Raw genomic sequence first — 19,220 nt, 5'->3', positions numbered from 1 at the left:
CCTGATACCCTAAGACGGTTGGGCCATGGCGGACGGAACGGAAACAGAATCCCGCAAGCTGCTGGGTCGGTTGCGCGAAGAGATGGCCAGCGAGGCCGCCGGTCAGGAGCGTCTTGACCGGATCACGCAATTGATTGCTGACAGCATACGGGCCGAGGTTTGCTCGATCTATCTGTTCCGCGATGAGGACACTCTGGAACTCTGCGCGACGGAAGGGTTGTCGCCCGAGGCGGTGCACAAGACACGGATGCGCATGGGCGAGGGGCTGGTGGGCCGCGTGGCCAAGTCCGGTAAGGTGGTGAACGCCGCTGACGCGCCCTCGGCCAAGGGCTTCCGCTATATGCCCGAGACGGGCGAGGAACGGTTTTCCTCCTTTCTGGGTGTCCCGGTACAGCGTCTTGGCGAAAAGCTTGGCGTTCTGGTCGTGCAATCCCGCGACGCGCGCGAGTTTTCGGCGGATGAGGTCTATGCACTGGAAGTGGTCGCCATGGTGCTGGCCGAGATGGCTGAGCTGGGTGCTTTCGTGGGCGAGGGCGCGGCCCTGTCGCCGCTGCACCAGCAATCAGTCCAGCTGACCGGCGGCCCGGCTCAGGAGGGGTCCGCCGAGGGCCATGTCTGGCTGCACGAACCCCGCGTGGTCGTCACGAACCCCATCGCCGACGATCCGCACCGCGAACGCGAACGGCTGACCGAGGCGGTCGAAGAACTGCGCGTCGGTGTCGACAAGATGCTTGAGATTTCGCAGGGAGGCGATACCGAGCAACTTCAGGTGCTCGAAGCGTATCGCATGTTTGCCAATTCCAAGGGCTGGATGCGCCGGATGGAGGAAGACATCGCGCTCGGCCTCAGCGCCGAGGCGGCGGTCGAGAAAGAGCAATCGCAGGCCCGCGCCCGCATGGGTCAGGTGACCGACCCCTATTTGCGCGAACGGCTGGCCGATCTGGATGATCTCAGCAACCGTCTGCTGCGCATCCTGACGGGGCAGGGCAGTACCAACGGGGCCGACCTGCCGCCCGATCCGATTCTGATCGCCCGCAATATCGGACCCGGAGACCTTCTGGAGTATGGTCGCGCGCTCAAGGGTATCGTACTGGAAGAGGGGTCGGTCGGCAGCCATGCCACCATCGTTGCCCGCGCGCTGGCGATCCCGCTGGTGGTGCATGTGGGCCGGATCACGACCGAAGCGCTGAACGGCGATCATATCCTTGTCGATGGCGACAATGGTGTGGTCCATCTGCGCCCTGAGGACACCGTGGTCAGCGCCTTCCGTGACAAGGTCGCCATGCAGGCCAAGGCGCAGGAACGCTATGCCTCGATCCGCGAAACCCCCACCGTTACCCGCGACGGGGAACGGATCAGCCTTGTGATGAATGCTGGCCTGATGGCCGATCTGCCCTCGCTGGGCAATTCAGGCGCCGAAGGTGTGGGCCTGTTCCGGACCGAGCTGCAGTTCCTGATCCGCAACCAGATGCCCAAACGGTCGGAACTGGTGACTCAGTATCAGCGGGTTCTGGACGCGGCGGGTGAGAAGCGGGTGGTGTTCCGCACACTGGATATCGGTTCCGACAAGGTCCTGCCCTACATGAAGCATGTGGCCGAGCCGAACCCGGCGCTGGGCTGGCGCGCCATCCGGGTTGGTCTGGACAAGCGTGGTGTGATGCGGATGCAGCTGCAGGCGCTCATCCGCGCCGCCAATGGCCGCCCGCTGACGGTGATGTTCCCCTTTGTGGCGCAGGCTGACGAATTCCGCGAGGCCCGCTGGGAGGTCAAGAAAACCATCGAACGCGAACGGCGTTTGGGCCATGTCCTGCCCGAAACGCTCGAAGTGGGGGCGATGCTGGAAACCCCGTCGCTGGGTTTTGCACCGCAGAAATTCTTTGACGAGGTCGGGTTCATCTCGATCGGCGGCAACGATCTTAAACAGTTCTTCTTTGCGGCCGACCGCGAAAACGAACTGGTGCGCCGCCGCTATGACACGCTGAATGTCAGCTTTCTCAGCTTCATCGAACGCATTGTCGAGCGGTGCCAGATTTCGGACACCCCGCTCAGCTTTTGCGGCGAAGATGCGGGCCGCCCGGTCGAGGCGCTGTGTCTGGCCGCCATGGGTATTCGCACCCTGTCGATGCGCCCAGCCTCGATCGGGCCGGTCAAAAGTCTGCTGCTGCGGTCCAACCTGCAGGATGTGCGCAAGATCATCGCCGACGCGCGCCATCGGGGTGAACAATCGGTGCGCCCGGCGGTGATGGATTGGTTGCGCACCCAGTCCTGACCTGCGCTGCCTGATACTGTGCAAGTTTCAGGTGGGGTTCTTCTGACGAAACCACAGCACTGGTTTCGGCGCTGCAGGCAAATCCGGGCTTGATTTTTGCCCTTGGGTTACTTATCCAACCGATGAATGTTAGCGTTAACAGAGAAAAGCAACGCTTCACCCATACATATCCGGGCAGCCCGCTGCTAAACAGGCGGTGAACCCCGAAAAGGAGCCTCACCATGGTCTCACGCGTTATTCCGGTGGATCCGTTCGACCTCGTGCTGTTCGGCGCGACCGGCGATCTGGCGCAGCGGAAGATTTTGCCGGGGCTGTATCACCGGTTCGAAGTGGGCCAGATGCCCGAAGACGCGCGGATCATCGGCACCGCGCGCTCGGATATTGACAGCGATGCATTTCGCGACGTGTTGCGCGCCTCGATGCAGAAGTTTGCGCCGCAGTTCCAGAAGGAGACGTTGGATCGGTTCCTGCGCCAAGTGGAGTATGTGCCGGTGGATGCTCTGGGAGAGGCGGGCTGGTCCGACCTGACCGCGCTGCTGCGTCCCGATGTGGTGCGGGCCTTTTACCTCTCGGTCGGGCCCAGCCTGTTTTCGGGCATCGCTCAGGGCCTGAATGACAATGGTCTTGCCACGCCAGACAGCCGCATCGTGGTTGAAAAACCTTTCGGTCACGATCTTGCGTCGGCCAAAGCGTTGAACGAAGGTTTGCGAGCCTGTTTCGAAGAGCATCAGATTTACCGGATCGACCATTATCTGGGCAAGGAAACCGTACAGAACCTGATGGCGCTGCGCTTTGCCAATTCTCTGTTCGAACCGCTTTGGAACGCGACCCATGTAGATCACGTTCAGATCACCGTCGCCGAGACCGTCGGCGTTGAAGGGCGCGGGGCCTACTACGATCAATCCGGCGCGATGCGGGACATGATCCAGAACCATCTGGTGCAACTGCTCTGCCTGACCGCGATGGAGCCGCCCTCGAAATTCGCGCCCAACGCGGTGCGCGATGAGAAGGTTAAGGTGATCGAGGCGCTGGAGCCGGTCGAGCCCAAGGATATCGCGCGCGGTCAGTACCGAACGGATCAGGGCGGCGACGGTTATCTGGATCACGTCGGAAACCCGGCAAGTCGGACCGAGAGCTTCATTGCGCTGAAGGCGCATATCGGTAACTGGCGCTGGGCGGGCGTACCGTTCTATTTGCGCACCGGCAAACGCTTGCGGGCACGCGAATCCGAAATTGCGGTGTTCTTCCGCGACCCGCCGCATACGATCTTTCCGAATGTGGGCCCTCTGCACGGCAACGTGCTGGTGATCCGCCTGCAACCGGACGAGGGCATCACCCTGCGCACCACCATCAAAGAACCGGGGCAGGGGGGGTTCCGCCTGTCCGACGTGGCGCTGGACATGAGCTTTGCCGACGCGCTGGTCGACGGCCAACAATCCCCGGACGCCTATGAGCGCCTGATCATGGATGTGATCCGCGGCGACCAGACCCTGTTTATGCGTGGCGATGAGGCCGAGGCCGCCTGGGCCTGGGTCGATCCCATCATTCATGGCTGGGAAGAACGCGGCGACAAGCCCGCGAAATACGATCAGGGCAGTTCCGGCCCCGAAGAAGCCCTGATGCTGATGCATCGCGATGGCCGCCGCTGGCGGCAGATCGGAGGATAGTCATGGTCAACACAGTTATTTCCGACGTCACCAAACGCATCATCGACCGCAGCGCCGATCTGCGCGGCCCGCATCTGGACCGGATGGAGCAGGCCAAATCCAAAGGCCCCGCCCGCGCGCATCTGTCCTGCAGCGGTCAGGCCCATGCCTATGCCGGTGCGGGCGAAGATCAGCAGTCGATGGCCACCGGCACCGCAGGCAATCTGGGCATTGTCACCGCCTATAACGACATGCTCTCGGCCCATCAGCCGTTCGAACGCTACCCCGCCCTGATCCGCGATGCGATCCGGGCCGCGGGCGGTACTGCGCAGGTCGCAGGCGGAGTTCCTGCCATGTGCGACGGCGTCACCCAGGGCGAAGCGGGGATGGAACTGTCCCTGTTTTCCCGCGACGTAATCGCGCTGGCCACTGGCGTGGCGCTTAGCCACAACACCTATGACGCGGCGGTCTTCCTTGGCGTCTGCGACAAGATCGTGCCCGGTCTCATCATCGGCGCGCAGGCCTTCGGCCATTTGCCCGCCGTCTTCCTGCCCGCAGGTCCGATGACCAGCGGTCTGCCAAACGACGAAAAGGCCAAGGTCCGCCAGCAATTCGCCGCCGGAGAAGTGGGTCGCGACGCCCTGATGAAGGCCGAGATGGCCGCCTATCACGGCCCCGGCACCTGCACCTTCTATGGCACCGCCAACACCAACCAGATGCTGATGGAGTTCATGGGCCTGCACCTGCCGGGCTCCAGCTTTGTCAACCCCAACACGCCCTTGCGCGATGCATTGACCGAGGAAGGCGCCCGTCGCGCCCTATCTCTCAGCGCGCTGGGCAATCACTATACGCCAGTTTGCCAGATCCTTGATGAGCGTGCCTTTGTGAACGGCATCGTCGGCCTTATGGCCACGGGTGGCTCGACCAACCTGCTGATCCACCTGATCGCCATGGCGCGCGCGGGCGGTATCGTACTGGATTGGCAGGACTTTTCTGACATTTCCGCTGTGGTCCCTCTGGTCGCGCGGGTCTATCCAAACGGTCTGGCCGACGTGAACCACTTCCACGCCGCTGGCGGCTTGGGCTTTGCCATCGGCACGCTTTTGAACGAAGGCCTACTGCACCCCGACACCCTGACCGTCGCCGGGCAGGGCCTGCACAACTACACCAAGGAACCCAAGCTGAAAGATGGCGAACTGGTCTGGGAAGACGGCGCAGGCCACAGCCTGAACGAAAAGATCGTCCGCCCCGCCAACGATCCGTTCCAGCCCACCGGCGGCCTCTCGCGCCTGACCGGCAATCTGGGCACCGGCGTCATGAAGGTTTCAGCCGTCGCGCCCGAACACCAAGTAGTCGAAGCCCCGGTGCGTGTGTTCCACGACCAGAACGCCGTCAAAGACGCCTTCAAGGCCGGGGAATTCACCGGCGACACCATCGTTGTCGTCCGCTTTCAGGGCCCCAAGGCCAACGGCATGCCCGAATTGCACTCGCTGACCCCGATGCTGTCGATCCTGCAGGGCCGAGGGCACAAGGTCGCGCTCGTCACCGATGGCCGCATGTCCGGCGCCTCGGGCAAGGTCCCCGCCGCCATCCATGTCTGCCCCGAGGCGCTGGATCAGGGCCCGATCGCCTATCTGCAAGACGGCGACCTGCTGCGCGTGGATGCGGTGAAGGGCGAGTTGGAAATCCTCACCCCCGGCGTCCTCGACCGGGTGCCAGCCACCGCCGACCTGACCGCGAACCAGCACGGCGTCGGGCGCGACCTCTTCGGTGCGTTCCGCCAGAACGTCGGTTCCGCCGACACCGGTGCCAGCATTTTCGGAGTCTGAACCTCATGTCCAAGACCCAACGCACGCGCGAGATTTGCGCACTGGCCCCCATCATCCCGGTACTGGTCGTCGATGACGTCGCCCATGCTCGTCCGCTGGCCCAAGCGCTGGTTGCCGGGGGCCTCCCCGCCCTCGAAGTCACCCTGCGCACCCCCGCCGCGCTGGACGTCATTCGGGCCATGGCGGACGTCTCCGGCGGTGTCGTCGGCGCAGGCACGTTGGTCACGCCCGAAGACGTGCGCGCGGCAAAAGAGGCTGGCGCGCAATTCGGCGTCTCGCCCGGGGCAACCGACGCGCTGATTGCGGCGTGCGAGGCCGAAGACCTGCCGCTGCTACCCGGTGCTGCCACCGCGACCGAGGCCATGGCCCTGCTGGAAAATGGCTATGACATGCTGAAGTTCTTCCCCGCCGAGGCCTCAGGCGGTGCACCGGCCCTGAAAGCCATCGGCGCGCCCCTGCCGCAGATCACCTTCTGCCCGACCGGAGGCGTCTCACCGTCCAATGCCCTCGATTACCTATCGTTGTCCAACGTGATTTGCGCGGGTGGCAGCTGGGTCGCTCCGAAACAGATGGTCCAAAACGGCGACTGGGCCGGGATCGAAACACTTGCGCGCGAGGCCGCCAGCCTGATGGATTGACGCCACAGGGCGACGCGCTAGGGTAAGCCTCAATTCAAACAGGTTGCCCCCATGACAAACCATATCTCTCTCGCGCATGGGCGCGAGTACTTGGCCATTCCCGGCCCCTCGGTCATGCCCGACGCGGTGTTGCAGGCGATGCACCGCGCTTCGCCCAACATCTATGAAGGCGCTTTGGTCGAGATGATGCCCGCATTGTTGCAAGACCTGCGCCGCATCGCTAGAACCCAGCACAGTGTCGCGATCTACATCGCCAACGGTCACGGCACATGGGAGGCCGCGCTGTCCAACGTCATCGCCCCCGGCGAAACCGTGCTGGCCCCGGCTTCGGGGCGTTTTACCAATGGCTGGGCGGAAATGGCCGAAGGGATCGGGGCTGAGGCGCAGTTGATCGACTTTGGCACCGCGTCGCCGTGGGATTTCAACCGGATCGAGGATGCGTTGCGGGCCGACACAGACCATAAGATCAAAGCGGTTCTGGCGGTCCACGTCGATACATCCAGCTCAATCCGAAACGACATCCCCGCACTGCGCGCCTTGCTGGACGACCTGCAGCATCCCGCGCTTCTGATGGCCGACTGCATCGCCTCGCTGGGCTGCGACCGGTTCGAGATGGACGCCTGGGGGGTCGATGTCACCGTAACCGCCTGCCAAAAGGGCTTGATGACACCCGCAGGCACCGGTTTCGTCTTCTTCAACGAAAAGGCACAAGCCAAACGGGCCGCTATGCCACGCGTCTCGAGGTATTGGGACTGGGAACCACGCGCCAACCCCGAGCTTTTCTACCAGCACTTCAACGGCACCGCGCCGACGCACCACCTCTACGGCCTGCGCGCCGCGCTCGACCTGATCCACGCTGAAGGGATCGAGCATGTCTGGGCCCGCCACGAACGTCTCGCCCATGCTATCTGGGCCGCCTGCGAGACCTGGGCCCAAGGCGGCGCGCTTGAGATGAACGTGCCTGACCGCGCCTATCGCAGTCACGCCGTGACGGCCTTGCGCCTGACCGACGGGCGCGGCACACCCTTGCGCAAATTCACCGAAACCCAACTTGGTCTTACACTCGGCATAGGGCTGGGGATGGAGGACTGGGACGGATGCTTCCGCCTTGGCCATATGGGCCACGTCAATGCACAGATGGTCATGGCGATGCTGGGCAGCATGGAAACCGCTATGGCCGCACTGGACATCCCACGCGGCTCAGGCGCGCTCGAAGCCGCCGCCGCAACACTCGCCAGCTAAAACCGATCCGCCTCTTCATCTGGCCAAAAATATCCTCGGGGGGAATCGCGCCAAAACGCGCGATGGGGGGCAGACAGCCCCCCTGCACCGATCAGCCACACTGCTCCGCGGCGATGGTCAGCGCCCCGGGCAAGGCCGATGCAAAAGCCTCCAAATCCACGGATTCACCGCAGCTGATCCGAATACACCGGTTCTGAGGCGCCGCAAAGGGCATCCGCACGAACACCCCTTGTGCCACCAGCGCATCCAATACCGCATTTGCAAACACCCCATCCCGCCCGCAATCAATGGCGACGAAGTTGGTGGCCGAAGGCAGCGGAGTCAGGCCGTTCTCACGCGCGACTTGGGCAATCCTGTCGCGCGCACCTGATATCTTGCCCTGCACCTTCTGCAACCATTCTTGATCCTGCAACGCCGCCAAGGCCCCGGCTTGCGCCGCGCGATTCATGCCAAAATGATTGCGCACCTTGTTGAACGCCGCGATCAACTCTGGCGCACCGATGGCATAGCCCACACGTGCTCCGGCCATGCCGTAAACTTTGGAAAACGTCCGCATCCGGATCACGCGCGGATCATCCGCTGCAACCGGCGCAGCGGTTCCCTCAGGCGCGCACTCCACGTAAGCTTCGTCCAGAACCAGCAAGCACCCGTCTGGCAAAGCCTCCATCGCTGCGACAATGTCCGCGCCCGCATGCCAACTGCCCATCGGGTTGTCGGGATTGGCCAGATAGACCAGCTTGGCATCCACTTCGGCGGCCTTGGCAAACAAGGCTGCCGGGTCCTCGTGATCGCCGCGATAGGGAACCTTGTGCAAATCACCGCCAAAACCTGCCACATGATAATTGAACGTCGGGTACGCCCCGTCAGACGTCACGACCGAGTCACCCGGGCCAACAAGCAACCGCACCAGATACCCTAAAAGCCCGTCAATGCCTTCACCCACCATGATGTTTTCGGGCGCAACCCCATGATGCTCGGTCAGGGCATGGCGCAGATCGTGGTTCTCGGGATCGCCATACATCCAGATATCCTCGGCCGCCCGCTGCATCGCTTCGATGGCGCGGGGCGAAGGGCCAAAGACGCTTTCATTCGCACCAAGCCGCGCGACAAAGGGCGCGCCGCGCTGGCGCTCCTGCGTCTCAGGGCCGACAAAGGGCACGGTTGCGGGCAAAGATTGCGCAAGCGGGGTATAGCGAGGACCAGTCATGGCTGCAGATAAGCGCAACCCTCCAATCGGAGCAAGCCTTGCAACGCCGGGCATTCGTCGTCAGGCTGCGCAGCGAATGAGGGAGGCGATATGCGGTATCTGCTTGGGTTATTTCTACTTGGCCTTGCATATCTGCTGATCTGGCCCGTCCCGGTCGACCCCGTCGCTCACCAAATGCCCGAACCGCCCGGTTTCACCGGTGAGTTTGCCGAGAACGCGCATCTGGACAAAGCCCAACTGATCTCGTTGCCGGACGGTGAGATCGGACCTGAGGACATTGCGGTGCTGCCAGACGGCGCGATCTATACCACCAGCCAGACGGGCACGCTCTATCGTATCGATGGGGACCAGCCGGTTGCAGTTGATCAACTGGGCGGTCGCCCCCTTGGTCTGCGGGCGGGGCCGGACGGCGCGCTCTACATCACTGACAGCTTTCGTGGATTGATGCGCTGGACCGGGCCGGGGACGTTGGAGACACTTGTTTCCGAGATCGATGGTGCACCGGTGATCTATGCCAACAACCTCGACGTGGCGCAGGACGGAACAGTCTATTTCTCGAACTCTACGGATCGGTTCGACCCCGAAACCATGGGCGGGACCAAACCCACTTCGGTTCTCACTATCTGGGAGCAATCGCCCACAGGATATGTCGCTCGCTATGCCCCCGATGGCAGCGCCGAGAAAATCGCCGAAGGTTTCGTCTATACCAATGGTGTCGCCCTTTCGCCGGACGAAGATTTCCTGCTGATTGCCGAAACAGGCCGGGCACGGGTGCATAAACTCTGGCTCAGCGGGCCCAAGGCGGGCACGCAAGAGGTGCTGCTGGACAACCTGCCGGGCTATCCCGACAACATCAAGGCGCAAGGGGACGGCACCTATTGGATGGCTTTCGCCAGCCCGCGTGTGCCCGCCGAAAAGCTGATGCCCTATCCCTTCCTGCGCAAGGTGATCTGGCGGCTGGGTCCCTTGGTGCGCCCCGCGCCGATCCATCGCGGGATGTTGGTGCAATTCGATGGTGATGGCACCATTCTGCGTACCCTGCAGGACCCGGACGGACGTCTGGGGATCACCACGGCGGGCCAGATCGTTGGGGACCAACTCTACGTCATGACGCTGGATTCACCCTGGTTTGGGCGTATCCCTGTCGCTGATCTGCCCTGACGTCGCGGTGGCGCTTGGGCCAGCGGTCTGGCAGGGTTGGCGCAACACAGCTGTCCGGAGGTCCCCATGTCTCGCGTTTCCATCGAATACAAAGATCACATCGCCCATGTCACGCTGACACGTGGCGACAAGATGAACGCGCTGGATGATGCGATGATCAAGGCGATCCTGTCGGCGGGGCAAGAGGTCGCCGCCGCCGATATCCGCGCCGTTGTGCTGTCGGGCGAGGGCAAAAGCTTTTGCGCCGGGCTGGATATGGCCAGCTTTGCGAGCATGGCCCACACCGACCCGACCGAATGGCTGATGACCCGCAGCTATGAGGATGCCAATGAGATGCAAGAACTGGCCTTGATTTGGCGGCGCGTTCCGGTTCCGGTGATCTGCGCCATTCAGGGCGTGGCCTATGGTGGAGGTCTGCAGATCGCGCTGGGTGCCGATATCCGCATCGCGCATCCCGAGGCCAAGCTGGCGGTGATGGAGATGAAATGGGGCATCATCCCCGACATGGGCGGCATGGTGCTGCTGCCCGAGCTCGTGCGCTCGGACGTGCTGCGCCTGCTGACATATACCGCCCGTCCCATCGGCGCACCGCAGGCTGCGGATTGGGGGCTGGTGACGAAGCTGTCGGATGATCCCCTGACCGAAGCGCTGGCATTGGCCGAAGATATTGCAGGCAAAAGCCCTTCGGCCATTCGGGCGGCCAAGCGGCTGATCGACGTGGCCGAAACCCGCAACCGCGTTGATGTTCTGATGGCTGAGTCCTCGGAACAGGTGGACCTGATCGGCAAGCCGGATCAGATGGAGGTCGTCATGGCGCAGATGCAGGGCCGCAAGCCCGAGTTCAAATAGTCACCGCATAAATGCCCGCCGCGCATCGCGGGCCATATTATAGCGCATCTCAAGATCGGCGATTTTTGCCATCGCGGCCTTGCGGGCCGTTGCGTCGGTCAGCGTGGCATAGCTCTTGCGCGCCGCATCCAACTGTTTCTTGATGTCGAACTCTTCCGGCAGTACGCCCGCCTGCGCCATGATCCGGTGACCGGCGGCAATGGCCGGATCGCTTTGCGCCTCGGAGGAACGATCAGGCAGGGGCGCGCCTTCGCCTTCCAGACCCTGCAGTTGCCCTTCGGCCTGAGCCTTCTTGATCTGGCGTTCCACCAGTTTTCCAAGCGATCCGAACATGCCGCGATTATACCGTCTGTGATGATTGGGCGAAAGCGGTTAACGCATTCTGCTTGTGACCAGATACACGATGCCACCCGCCAAAAGCCCCCACACCGCTGCGCCCAAACCAAAGACGGTGATACCGGATGCGGTGATGGCGAGCGTTAGAATGGCCGCCTCGCGCTCGGCGGGTACGTCCAGCGCTGCGTGGATGGCGTTGGCCATAACTCCGATCAGGGCCACCCCGGCCAAGGTTCCCATCAACAGCGGATCGGCATGGGCGGCAAAGCTGGTAATCGCCACCGCAAAGATGCCGAACAGGCAATAAAATACGCCGCCCATGATTGCGGACCAATAACGCAGAGCCGGATCGGGATGGCTGTCTTCGTTCGAACACATCGCGGCGGTGATGGCGGCTAGACAGGTCGCGGGGGCTCCGAACGGGGCCGAGAGCAGGCTTGCACCGCCGACGGCTGAGAACAGACGTCCGGGGACGGGGGCAAAGCCAAAGCTGCGCATCACCGCGACGCCGGGGATGTTCTGCGTCGCCATCGTGACGATGAACAACGGCACGCCGATACCGATGGCCGAGGCGAGCGAGACTGTTGGCATGGTCCAGACCGGGGCAGCAACCAGCCGGTCGGGCATTACCTGCGCCTCTCCGGCATTCAGGGTCACAACGATGGCGGCTGCCACCACCGCTGCCGGAACGGCAACCAGCCTGTTGAACCGTCCGGCAATGAACCAAGTCAGGATTACCGGCAATGCCTGCCACGGGATCTCGACCGCCGCCTTGAACGGCACAAGACACAGCGGCAACAGCACGCCCGCCAGCATCGCCTGGGCAAGAGTGGTGGGGATCGCTGCCGCCAACCGTCCAAGTGGTTTCCATAGGCCCGCGACAACCGTCAGCGCCCCGGCACACAGGAACGCTCCGATGGCAGCGGAATAGCCGCCAATCGGGGCGGCGGACACGGCCAGCAGCGCTGCCCCCGGCGTGGACCACGCGACGCTGATGGGCATTTGGTAGCGCAGGCTGAGGATGATCGCCGCCAGCCCCATAGCAATCGCCGCACTCATCAGGCCCGAGGCGGCTTGCGCGGGTGATGCGCCCATCGCACCCAGCCCTTGCAGCACGATGGGGAAAGAACTGAAGAACCCGACGACGGCCACTACCAGCCCAGTCGAGACGGTTTGCATTGGGGGAAGCTGGCGAGCAGGCTGGGTCATGTGTCTCTGCTAACAACCGCCCGTGCGAGTGAACAGGGTAAAACTCGGGCGTGGTATGAGAAACCCCGCCGTCTGTGCAGGCGGCGGGGTTCGGAATTTGAGTATTTATGAAAAGATGAAGATCAGGCGATTTCGGCCAGACGAGCGAGGGCTTCGTTCAGTTTCGCCTCTTCTTCCTCGCGGGCGGCGAGGTTGGCTTTGGCTTCCTCAACCACCTCTTCCGGGGCCGAGGCCACGAATTTGGGGTTGTTCAGGCGCCCGCGCAACCCGCCGAGTTCCTTGGCCAGTTTGCCCTTGGCTTTCTCCAGCCGTTCCTTTTCCGCGCCGATGTCGATGATATCGGCCAGCGGCAGGCCGAAGGATGCGCCGGGGGCGGCGATCGAGATGGTGCCCTTGGGCAGCGCGTCCGCTTTGGTCAGGCTGTCGATGCGCGCCAGACGTTTGATCAGCGCCTCATTGCGGTCCCATGCGGCCTGACCGTTGGCGTCGATCTCTGTCACCAGCATCGGCACATAGAGGCCAGCCGGAACCCGCATCTGCGCCCGGGCCGAGCGGGTGTTTTCGATGACCGAGATCACCCAGTTCATCTCACGATCCGCGTCTGCATCGACCAGTTCGGTGCCATAGGTCGGCCAGTCGGCGTGCACGACCATTTTCGCACGGCTGCCGGTTAGGCTCCAAAGTTCTTCAGTGATGAAGGGCATGATCGGGTGCAGCAGGATCATGCACTGATCCAGAACCCAGCGCATGGTGGCGCGGGTCTCGGCCTGAGCCTCGACGTCGTCGCCCTGCAGCAGGGGTTTAGACAGTTCCACATACCAGTCGCAGACCTTGCCCCAGACAAAGGCATAAAGCCCGTTGGCGGCGTCGTTGAAGCGGTAGCTTTCCAGTGCCGCGTCGACTTCTTCCCGCACGCGGGCGGTTTCTCCGATGATCCAGCGGTTTACAGCGGCTTTGGGTTTCAGGTCGGCCACGTCCAGTTGCGGGACAGAATCGGTAAAGACCTCGTTCATCTCGGCAAAGCGGACGGCGTTCCACAGTTTGGTGCCAAAGTTGCGATAGCCGGTGATCCGGTCGCGGGACAGTTTCAGTACGCCGCCAATTGCCGCCATCGAGGCATTGGTGAACCGCAGCGCGTCGGCACCGAATTCGTCCACGATCTCCAGCGGATCGATGACGTTGCCGGTGGTCTTGGACATCTTCTTGCCCTTCTCGTCGCGGACGAGCTGGTGCAGGTAGACGGTCTGGAACGGGATCTGATCGACCACGGCCAGTTGCATCATCATCATCCGCGCGACCCAGAAGAACAGGATATCCGCGCCAGTGATCAGAACGTCGGTGGGGAAGTAGCGCTCCAGCTCCTCGGTTTGCTCGGGCCAGCCCAGCGTGCCGATGGGCCAGAGGCCGGAGGAGAACCATGTGTCGAGGACGTCGGGGTCGCGCTCAATTTGGATTGCGACCGTACCAGATCCATCATTTTCTACAGAGACCCATTGTGCTTCGGTGGTGAACTCACCGCGATGTTGACTGCCTTGCCGAAGCGTTGGCACGTGAACTGAAATTGTCCGATTTGGTCCATATATCTCAGCGGCTTTAGCTAACGCCTCTTCTTCTGATGCTGCTGCGATGGAAATCTTACGCATCGCGCTTCGAGCTTTGTACGCAGACATAAACAAATTGCGTTTTGGCTTCGGAGTGAATTCGGATTCTTGTTCTGCATTTTGAAGCCCGAGGCGCGCCGAAGCCATGGCTTTGAAGTCGGAGAGTTTCGAGCTTTGCGCATTTACGATTGGTTCGATGTCTTCGGGGTGAGGCCCATACCAAACGGGAATCTGATGCCCCCACCACAGCTGGCGCGAGATGCACCAGGGCTCGATGTTTTCCAGCCAATGATAATAGGTCTTCTCGCCCGACTCGGGGATGATCTTGACCGTTCCGTCCTTGACCGCGTCCAGCGCGGGGCCAACGATTTTTTCGGCGTCCACGAACCACTGATCGGTGAACATCGGTTCGATCACCACTTTTGAGCGGTCGCCGAAGGGCTGCATGATCGGTTTGCTCTCGACCAGAGGCACCAGTGCTGCCGGGTCGTCATCCTCACCCAGCCTCACACCCAGACGCGGATCATCCGCGCGGGTCATCACGGCGAGGCCGTCCGCGGTGATCTCTTCCACCACCTTCGCGCGTGCCTCGAACCGGTCGAGGCCGCGCAGGTGATCGGGGATCAGGTTGATCGCGTCGATCTCGTTCTCGGTGAATTCACGCCCACGCGCATATTCCTGCGCCTTGTCGGCCTCTTCGGCATAAGGCGCGCCGTCGGCCCGCATCGCACCTTTGGTGTCCATCAGGCGGTACATCGGAATGCCGCCGCGCTTGGCGACCATGTTGTCGTTGAAGTCATGCGCGCCGGTGATCTTCACCGCGCCCGAGCCGAAATCGGGATCGGGATACTCATCCACAATGATCGGAATCTGACGGCGATGCTCTTTCGGACCAACCGGGATTTCGCAGAGCTTGCCGACGATGGGCGCGTAACGCTCATCCGAGGGGTGAACCGCAACCGCACCATCGCCCAGCATGGTCTCAGGGCGTGTCGTGGCGATGGAAATATAGTCCCGCTCCTCGCGGAAAATCACATTCCCATCTTCATCTTTTTCCAAATACTCATATGTCTCACCGCCCGCCAAGGGGTACTTGAAATGCCACATATGACCGGCGACTTCGATATTCTCGACCTCCAAATCCGAGATCGCGGTCTCGAAATGAGGGTCCCAGTTGACCAGACGCTTACCGCGATAGATCAGACCTTTCTCGTACATATCGACGAAAACCTTGATCACCGCGTCGTGAAAATTCGCAGAATTTTCGTGGCCCGTGCGCGGATCACCCGCCGCACCAGCCATGGTAAAGGCATTACGCGACCAGTCACAGGACGAGCCCAGACGCTTCAACTGCTCGATGATCGTGCCGCCGTATTCGCCCTTCCATTCCCAAACCTTCTCAAGGAATTTCTCACGCCCCAACTCACGCCGACCCGGCTGTTGGGTCTGCATAAGCATCTTTTCCACCTGCATCTGCGTGGCGATGCCCGCGTGGTCCTGCCCGGGCTGCCAGAGCGTGTCGAACCCGCGCATCCGGTGCCAGCGGATCAGGATATCCTGCAGCGTGTTGTTGAACGCGTGCCCCACATGCAAAGCACCCGTCACGTTGGGCGGTGGGATCATGATGGTAAAGCTCTCGTCGCGCGAGCGGTTCGCGCCGGCCTTGAAGGCTCCGGCCTGTTCCCAGGCCTCGTAGATGCGGGCCTCGGCCTCGGCCGCGTTGAATGTCTTTTCCATCGCCATGGGGTGCGTCCTGCGTCATCAATCCTTGATCAGCGCCTGCAATAACGAATGCGTGCCGGAAGGGGAAGGGTCTGCGCGCGCACTGGACAACGAAGTCCTGCAGCCTAATCTCGCCCCTGACGCAGCCCAAAGGATTACCCCATGGAAAAGTTCGGCAAAAGCCAACCCGTCAAACGAACCGAAGACCTGCGGTTTCTGACCGGGCGCGGCCAGTACATGGATGATACGGTGCCCGAAAACGCGCTGCACGTGGTCTTTTTCCGCAGCCAGGTGGCGCATGGTGAAATCACGGCGCTTGATCTTGAGGCCGCGCGGGCAGCGGATGGCGTGCGGCTGGTGATGGCGCTGGAAGATCTGCAGGCAACGGGCATCGATACTGTGATGAACGGGGCGACGGTTCCGAACCGAGATGGCTCACAGGCCGCCGCGCCGGAGCGTCACATGCTGGCCAGCAAACGGGTGCGCTTTGTGGGTGAGCCGGTCGCGATTGTGGTGGCCGAGACGCAGGCACAGGCTCGCGATGCCGCCGAACTGATCTGGATGGAGACCGAGGATCTGCCCGTCAAGCTGGACGTGGACGCGGGCGGCGAGACGCTGCACCCCGAAGCCCCCGACAACCGCGCCTTTGACTGGGGCCTGGGCGACGAGGCCGCGACCGACGCTGCCTTTGCCTCTGCCGCCCGGACCGTCTCGCTGAACGTGGTTGATAACCGGGTCATCATCACCTCGATCGAGCCGCGCGGGTGCCAGGCCAGTTGGGCGGATGGACGGCTGCATTTTTCCTATGGCGGTCAGGGGGTCTGGGCGATGCGGGCGCAACTGGCGCAGAAGCTCAAGCTTGAGACGGAAGATATCCGCGTCACCACCCCGGATGTGGGCGGTGGATTCGGCATGAAGGTGATGCCGTACCCCGAGTATTTCTGCACTGCCGTCGCCGCCATGAAACTGGGACAGCCGGTTCACTGGATGTCCGACAGGTCCGAGGCGATGCTGTCCGATCACCATGGCCGTGACCTGATCTCGGTGGCGGAACTGGCCTTTGATGCGGATCACCGGATCACTGCCTATCGCGTGCACAGCAAGGTCAATCTGGGTGCCTATAACAGCCATTTCGGACAGGCAATCCAGACCAGCCTGTTCAGCAAGGTTCTGATGGGGGTGTATGACGTCCAGACCACCTATCTGCGGGTCGAGGGGTTCTATACGAACACCACTCAGGTTGACGCCTATCGCGGCGCTGGACGCCCTGAGGCGATCTATGTTCTGGAACGTGTTATTGATCGCGCAGCGCGCGAGCTGGATGTCGACCCGTGGGAGTTGCGGCGTAAGAACTTCATCCGGCCCGCCGACTTCCCCTACACGTCGGCCACCGGCGAAACCTATGATGTTGGCGATTTCGACATGGTCCTCAGCCGCGCTGCCAGCCAGACCAGCGGCTTTGCCGCCCGCAAGGCCGCGGACGCGGCGCGTGGCCTGATCCGGGGGCAGGGCCTCTGTTACTATATCGAAAGCATTTTGGGTGACCCTTCCGAAAACGCCAAGGTTGAATTTTGCGAAGATGGCACCGTGAAGCTCTATGTTGGCACGCAATCGAACGGGCAGGGGCATGAGACGGTCTATGCCCATTTCCTGTCCGACCAGACTGGCATTCCGATGGATCGGATTACGGTGATACAGGGTGATACGGACAAGCTGGCGCATGGTGGTGGCACGGGTGGCTCACGCTCGGTCACGGTGCAAAGCACGGCGACGCTGGCCACCATCGACACCATGATTGCCGCATTCACGCCATATCTTGCGGACAAGATGGGGGTCGAGGACGATGACGTGCATTTTGATCATGAGACATTCCGGGCACCCGGCTCGAACCTGACACCAACCCTGACCGAAGCGGCGGAAATGGCGCGTGCAGACGGGCGCATGGATTTGCTGCAGCACGAAGCCCGCGCCAACCTGGATGCACGCAGCTATCCCAACGGTGCCCATGTTGCCGAAGTCGTTATCGATTCTTACACTGGTGAAACATGGGTCGATCGCTACACCGTCGTGGATGATTTCGGCAATCTTATCAATCCAATGCTGGCCGAAGGGCAGGTTCACGGCGGGGTGGTTCAGGGCATAGGTCAGGCCCTGACCGAGCATGTGGTGCATGATGAACACGGCCAACTGCTCACGGCTTCGTTGATGGATTACGCCTTGCCGCGCGCCGCTGAGATACCCATGATTAAGTTTACCTCGGCGCCGGTGCCGTCAACGTCCAACCCGATGGGGATGAAAGGATGTGGCGAGGCCGGCACGGTGGGCGCGCTGGCCGCGGTGGCAAACGCGGTTCAGGATGCGCTCTGGGATCACGGGGTGCGGCAGGCGGATATGCCGTTCACACCCCTTAAAGTATGGGAGTTGCTGACACATGGGTCTGTCGCGGCTGAGTAGAAAGGTACTGGGATGGCTTGGGCGGCCTCTGCGGTCCGAGCACTCGGGTGAAACGCGCCACCGCGAACCCATCAGCCACGTCATCATTCTGGACGGCACCATGTCCACGCTGGAGCCGGGCCGCGAAACCCATGCCGGGCAGACCTTCCAACTGTGCTGCGAGATGGGCAGCAAAGTCTCGGTCTTTTATGAGGCCGGGGTGCAATGGGAAAGCTGGAAATCCTCGCTGGATGTTATGATGGGGCGGGGCATCAACCGTCAGATCCGCCGCGCTTATGGTTATCTGGCCTCGCGCTACAAACCCGGCGACAAGATTTTCTTCATCGGCTATTCACGCGGCGCTTATGGGGTGCGCAGCCTTGCGGGTGTGATCGACATGATCGGCCTACTCAAGGCAGAACACGCGACCGAGCGGAATATCCAGCAGGCGTATCGCCACTATGAATGCAACGCCAGCGGCACCGCCGCAGCGGCGTTCCGCAGGCAGTTCTGCCATGAGGATGTCGCCATCGAAATGGTCGGTGTCTGGGACACGGTCAAGGCGCTGGGCCTGCGCCTGCCGCTGCTGTGGCGCTGGGCCGAGGAACGCCACGCCTTCCACAACCACCAGCTTGGCCCCGCCACGCGCCACGGCTATCACGCCATGGCGCTGGACGAGACCCGCGAGGTGTTCGAGCCGGTTCTGTGGAAATGTACCCCGGGTTTTACAGGCCATGTCGAGCAGGTCTGGTTCCGCGGCACCCACGGCGATGTCGGCGGCCAGTTGAACGGGTTCGAAGAGGCCCGCCCCCTCAGCAACATCTCCTTGATCTGGATGCTGGACAAGGCCGAGCTGCACGGGTTGCCCCTGCCCAAAGGCTGGCGCGACCGGTTCCCGACCGACACATCCGCGCGCTCGGTCGGCACATGGCGCGGCTGGGGCAAGATTTTCCTGCTGCGTAAGCACCGGAAGGTCGGGCGAGACAGGTCCGAGCGTCTGCATGTCTCGGTTTCGCCGGATGAACTGCCGGGTTGGGTGCCGATGCCGGATTTGCCGTCGCACCCAGCGCAGTAGGGG

At 62.3% G+C, this 19,220-nt stretch carries 13 protein-coding genes; 9 read left to right on the top strand and 4 right to left on the bottom strand.

The features are described from left to right. Positions 1-25: 25 nt before the first annotated feature. From ptsP to ACR0KM_RS01770, 5 genes are all read left to right on the top strand, one after another. Entirely contained in the window at positions 26-2,269 is a 2,244-nt protein-coding gene (gene ptsP / locus ACR0KM_RS01790; RefSeq protein ID WP_480856932.1) for a phosphoenolpyruvate--protein phosphotransferase, read from the top strand. Positions 2,270-2,490: 221 nt separating this feature from the next. After that, complete coding sequence (zwf, locus tag ACR0KM_RS01785) at positions 2,491-3,936, top strand: glucose-6-phosphate dehydrogenase (RefSeq protein ID WP_480856933.1); 1,446 nt, start codon at positions 2,491-2,493, stop codon at positions 3,934-3,936. A 2-nt stretch (positions 3,937-3,938) separates the two neighbouring features. Beyond that, positions 3,939-5,744, top strand: coding sequence for a phosphogluconate dehydratase (edd, locus tag ACR0KM_RS01780; protein WP_480856935.1), 1,806 nt, complete (start codon positions 3,939-3,941; stop codon positions 5,742-5,744). Positions 5,745-5,749: 5 nt separating this feature from the next. After that, entirely contained in the window at positions 5,750-6,382 is a 633-nt protein-coding gene (locus ACR0KM_RS01775; protein WP_480819413.1) for a bifunctional 4-hydroxy-2-oxoglutarate aldolase/2-dehydro-3-deoxy-phosphogluconate aldolase, read from the top strand. Positions 6,383-6,433: 51 nt separating this feature from the next. Further along, positions 6,434-7,624 (top strand): pyridoxal-phosphate-dependent aminotransferase family protein, encoded by a 1,191-nt coding sequence (locus ACR0KM_RS01770; protein WP_480856937.1) that lies wholly within the window; start codon positions 6,434-6,436, stop codon positions 7,622-7,624. 91 nt (positions 7,625-7,715) lie between these two features. On the opposite strand, the gene ACR0KM_RS01765 is transcribed toward ACR0KM_RS01770, so the two are convergent. Then, positions 7,716-8,831: a pyridoxal phosphate-dependent aminotransferase gene (locus tag ACR0KM_RS01765; RefSeq protein ID WP_480856939.1), complete on the bottom strand. Its 1,116-nt coding sequence runs from the start codon at positions 8,829-8,831 to the stop codon at positions 7,716-7,718. 90 nt (positions 8,832-8,921) lie between these two features. On the opposite strand from ACR0KM_RS01765, the gene ACR0KM_RS01760 reads away from it, so the two are divergent. Together ACR0KM_RS01760 and ACR0KM_RS01755 are read left to right on the top strand one after the other, a co-directional pair. Beyond that, a complete protein-coding gene (locus ACR0KM_RS01760) occupies positions 8,922-9,992 on the top strand; it encodes an SMP-30/gluconolactonase/LRE family protein (RefSeq protein ID WP_480856941.1) in 1,071 nt (356 codons plus the stop codon). A 66-nt stretch (positions 9,993-10,058) separates the two neighbouring features. Then, entirely contained in the window at positions 10,059-10,841 is a 783-nt protein-coding gene (locus tag ACR0KM_RS01755; RefSeq protein WP_480856944.1) for a crotonase/enoyl-CoA hydratase family protein, read from the top strand. On the opposite strand, the gene ACR0KM_RS01750 is transcribed toward ACR0KM_RS01755, so the two are convergent. The 3 genes from ACR0KM_RS01750 to ACR0KM_RS01740 form a co-directional block, all read right to left on the bottom strand. Continuing rightward, complete coding sequence (locus tag ACR0KM_RS01750) at positions 10,842-11,174, bottom strand: DnaJ family domain-containing protein (RefSeq protein ID WP_480856946.1); 333 nt, start codon at positions 11,172-11,174, stop codon at positions 10,842-10,844. It lies immediately after the preceding gene. Positions 11,175-11,213: 39 nt separating this feature from the next. Next, the gene (locus ACR0KM_RS01745; protein WP_480856947.1) at positions 11,214-12,386 is read right to left on the bottom strand and encodes a benzoate/H(+) symporter BenE family transporter; all 1,173 of its coding nucleotides are present in this window, start codon (positions 12,384-12,386) and stop codon (positions 11,214-11,216) included. 122 nt (positions 12,387-12,508) lie between these two features. Then, positions 12,509-15,730: a valine--tRNA ligase gene (locus ACR0KM_RS01740; protein WP_480856949.1), complete on the bottom strand. Its 3,222-nt coding sequence runs from the start codon at positions 15,728-15,730 to the stop codon at positions 12,509-12,511. Positions 15,731-15,871: 141 nt separating this feature from the next. Here ACR0KM_RS01740 and ACR0KM_RS01735 point away from each other — a divergent pair, with 141 nt between their 5' ends. Both ACR0KM_RS01735 and ACR0KM_RS01730 read left to right on the top strand, forming a co-directional pair. Next, positions 15,872-18,163, top strand: coding sequence for a xanthine dehydrogenase family protein molybdopterin-binding subunit (locus ACR0KM_RS01735; RefSeq protein WP_480856951.1), 2,292 nt, complete (start codon positions 15,872-15,874; stop codon positions 18,161-18,163). After that, positions 18,141-19,217 carry a DUF2235 domain-containing protein gene (locus ACR0KM_RS01730; protein WP_480856953.1) on the top strand — a complete coding sequence of 359 codons (1,077 nt, stop codon included), beginning with the start codon at positions 18,141-18,143 and terminating at the stop codon, positions 19,215-19,217. Before ACR0KM_RS01735 ends, ACR0KM_RS01730 begins: the two co-directional genes overlap by 23 nt. The last annotated feature ends 3 nt before the right edge of the window (positions 19,218-19,220 follow it).

Source organism: Ruegeria sp. G10 (assembly GCF_056533645.1).
The sequence above is the reverse complement of the archived record's forward strand: the minus strand, read 5'-3'. Positions and strand labels throughout refer to the sequence as shown.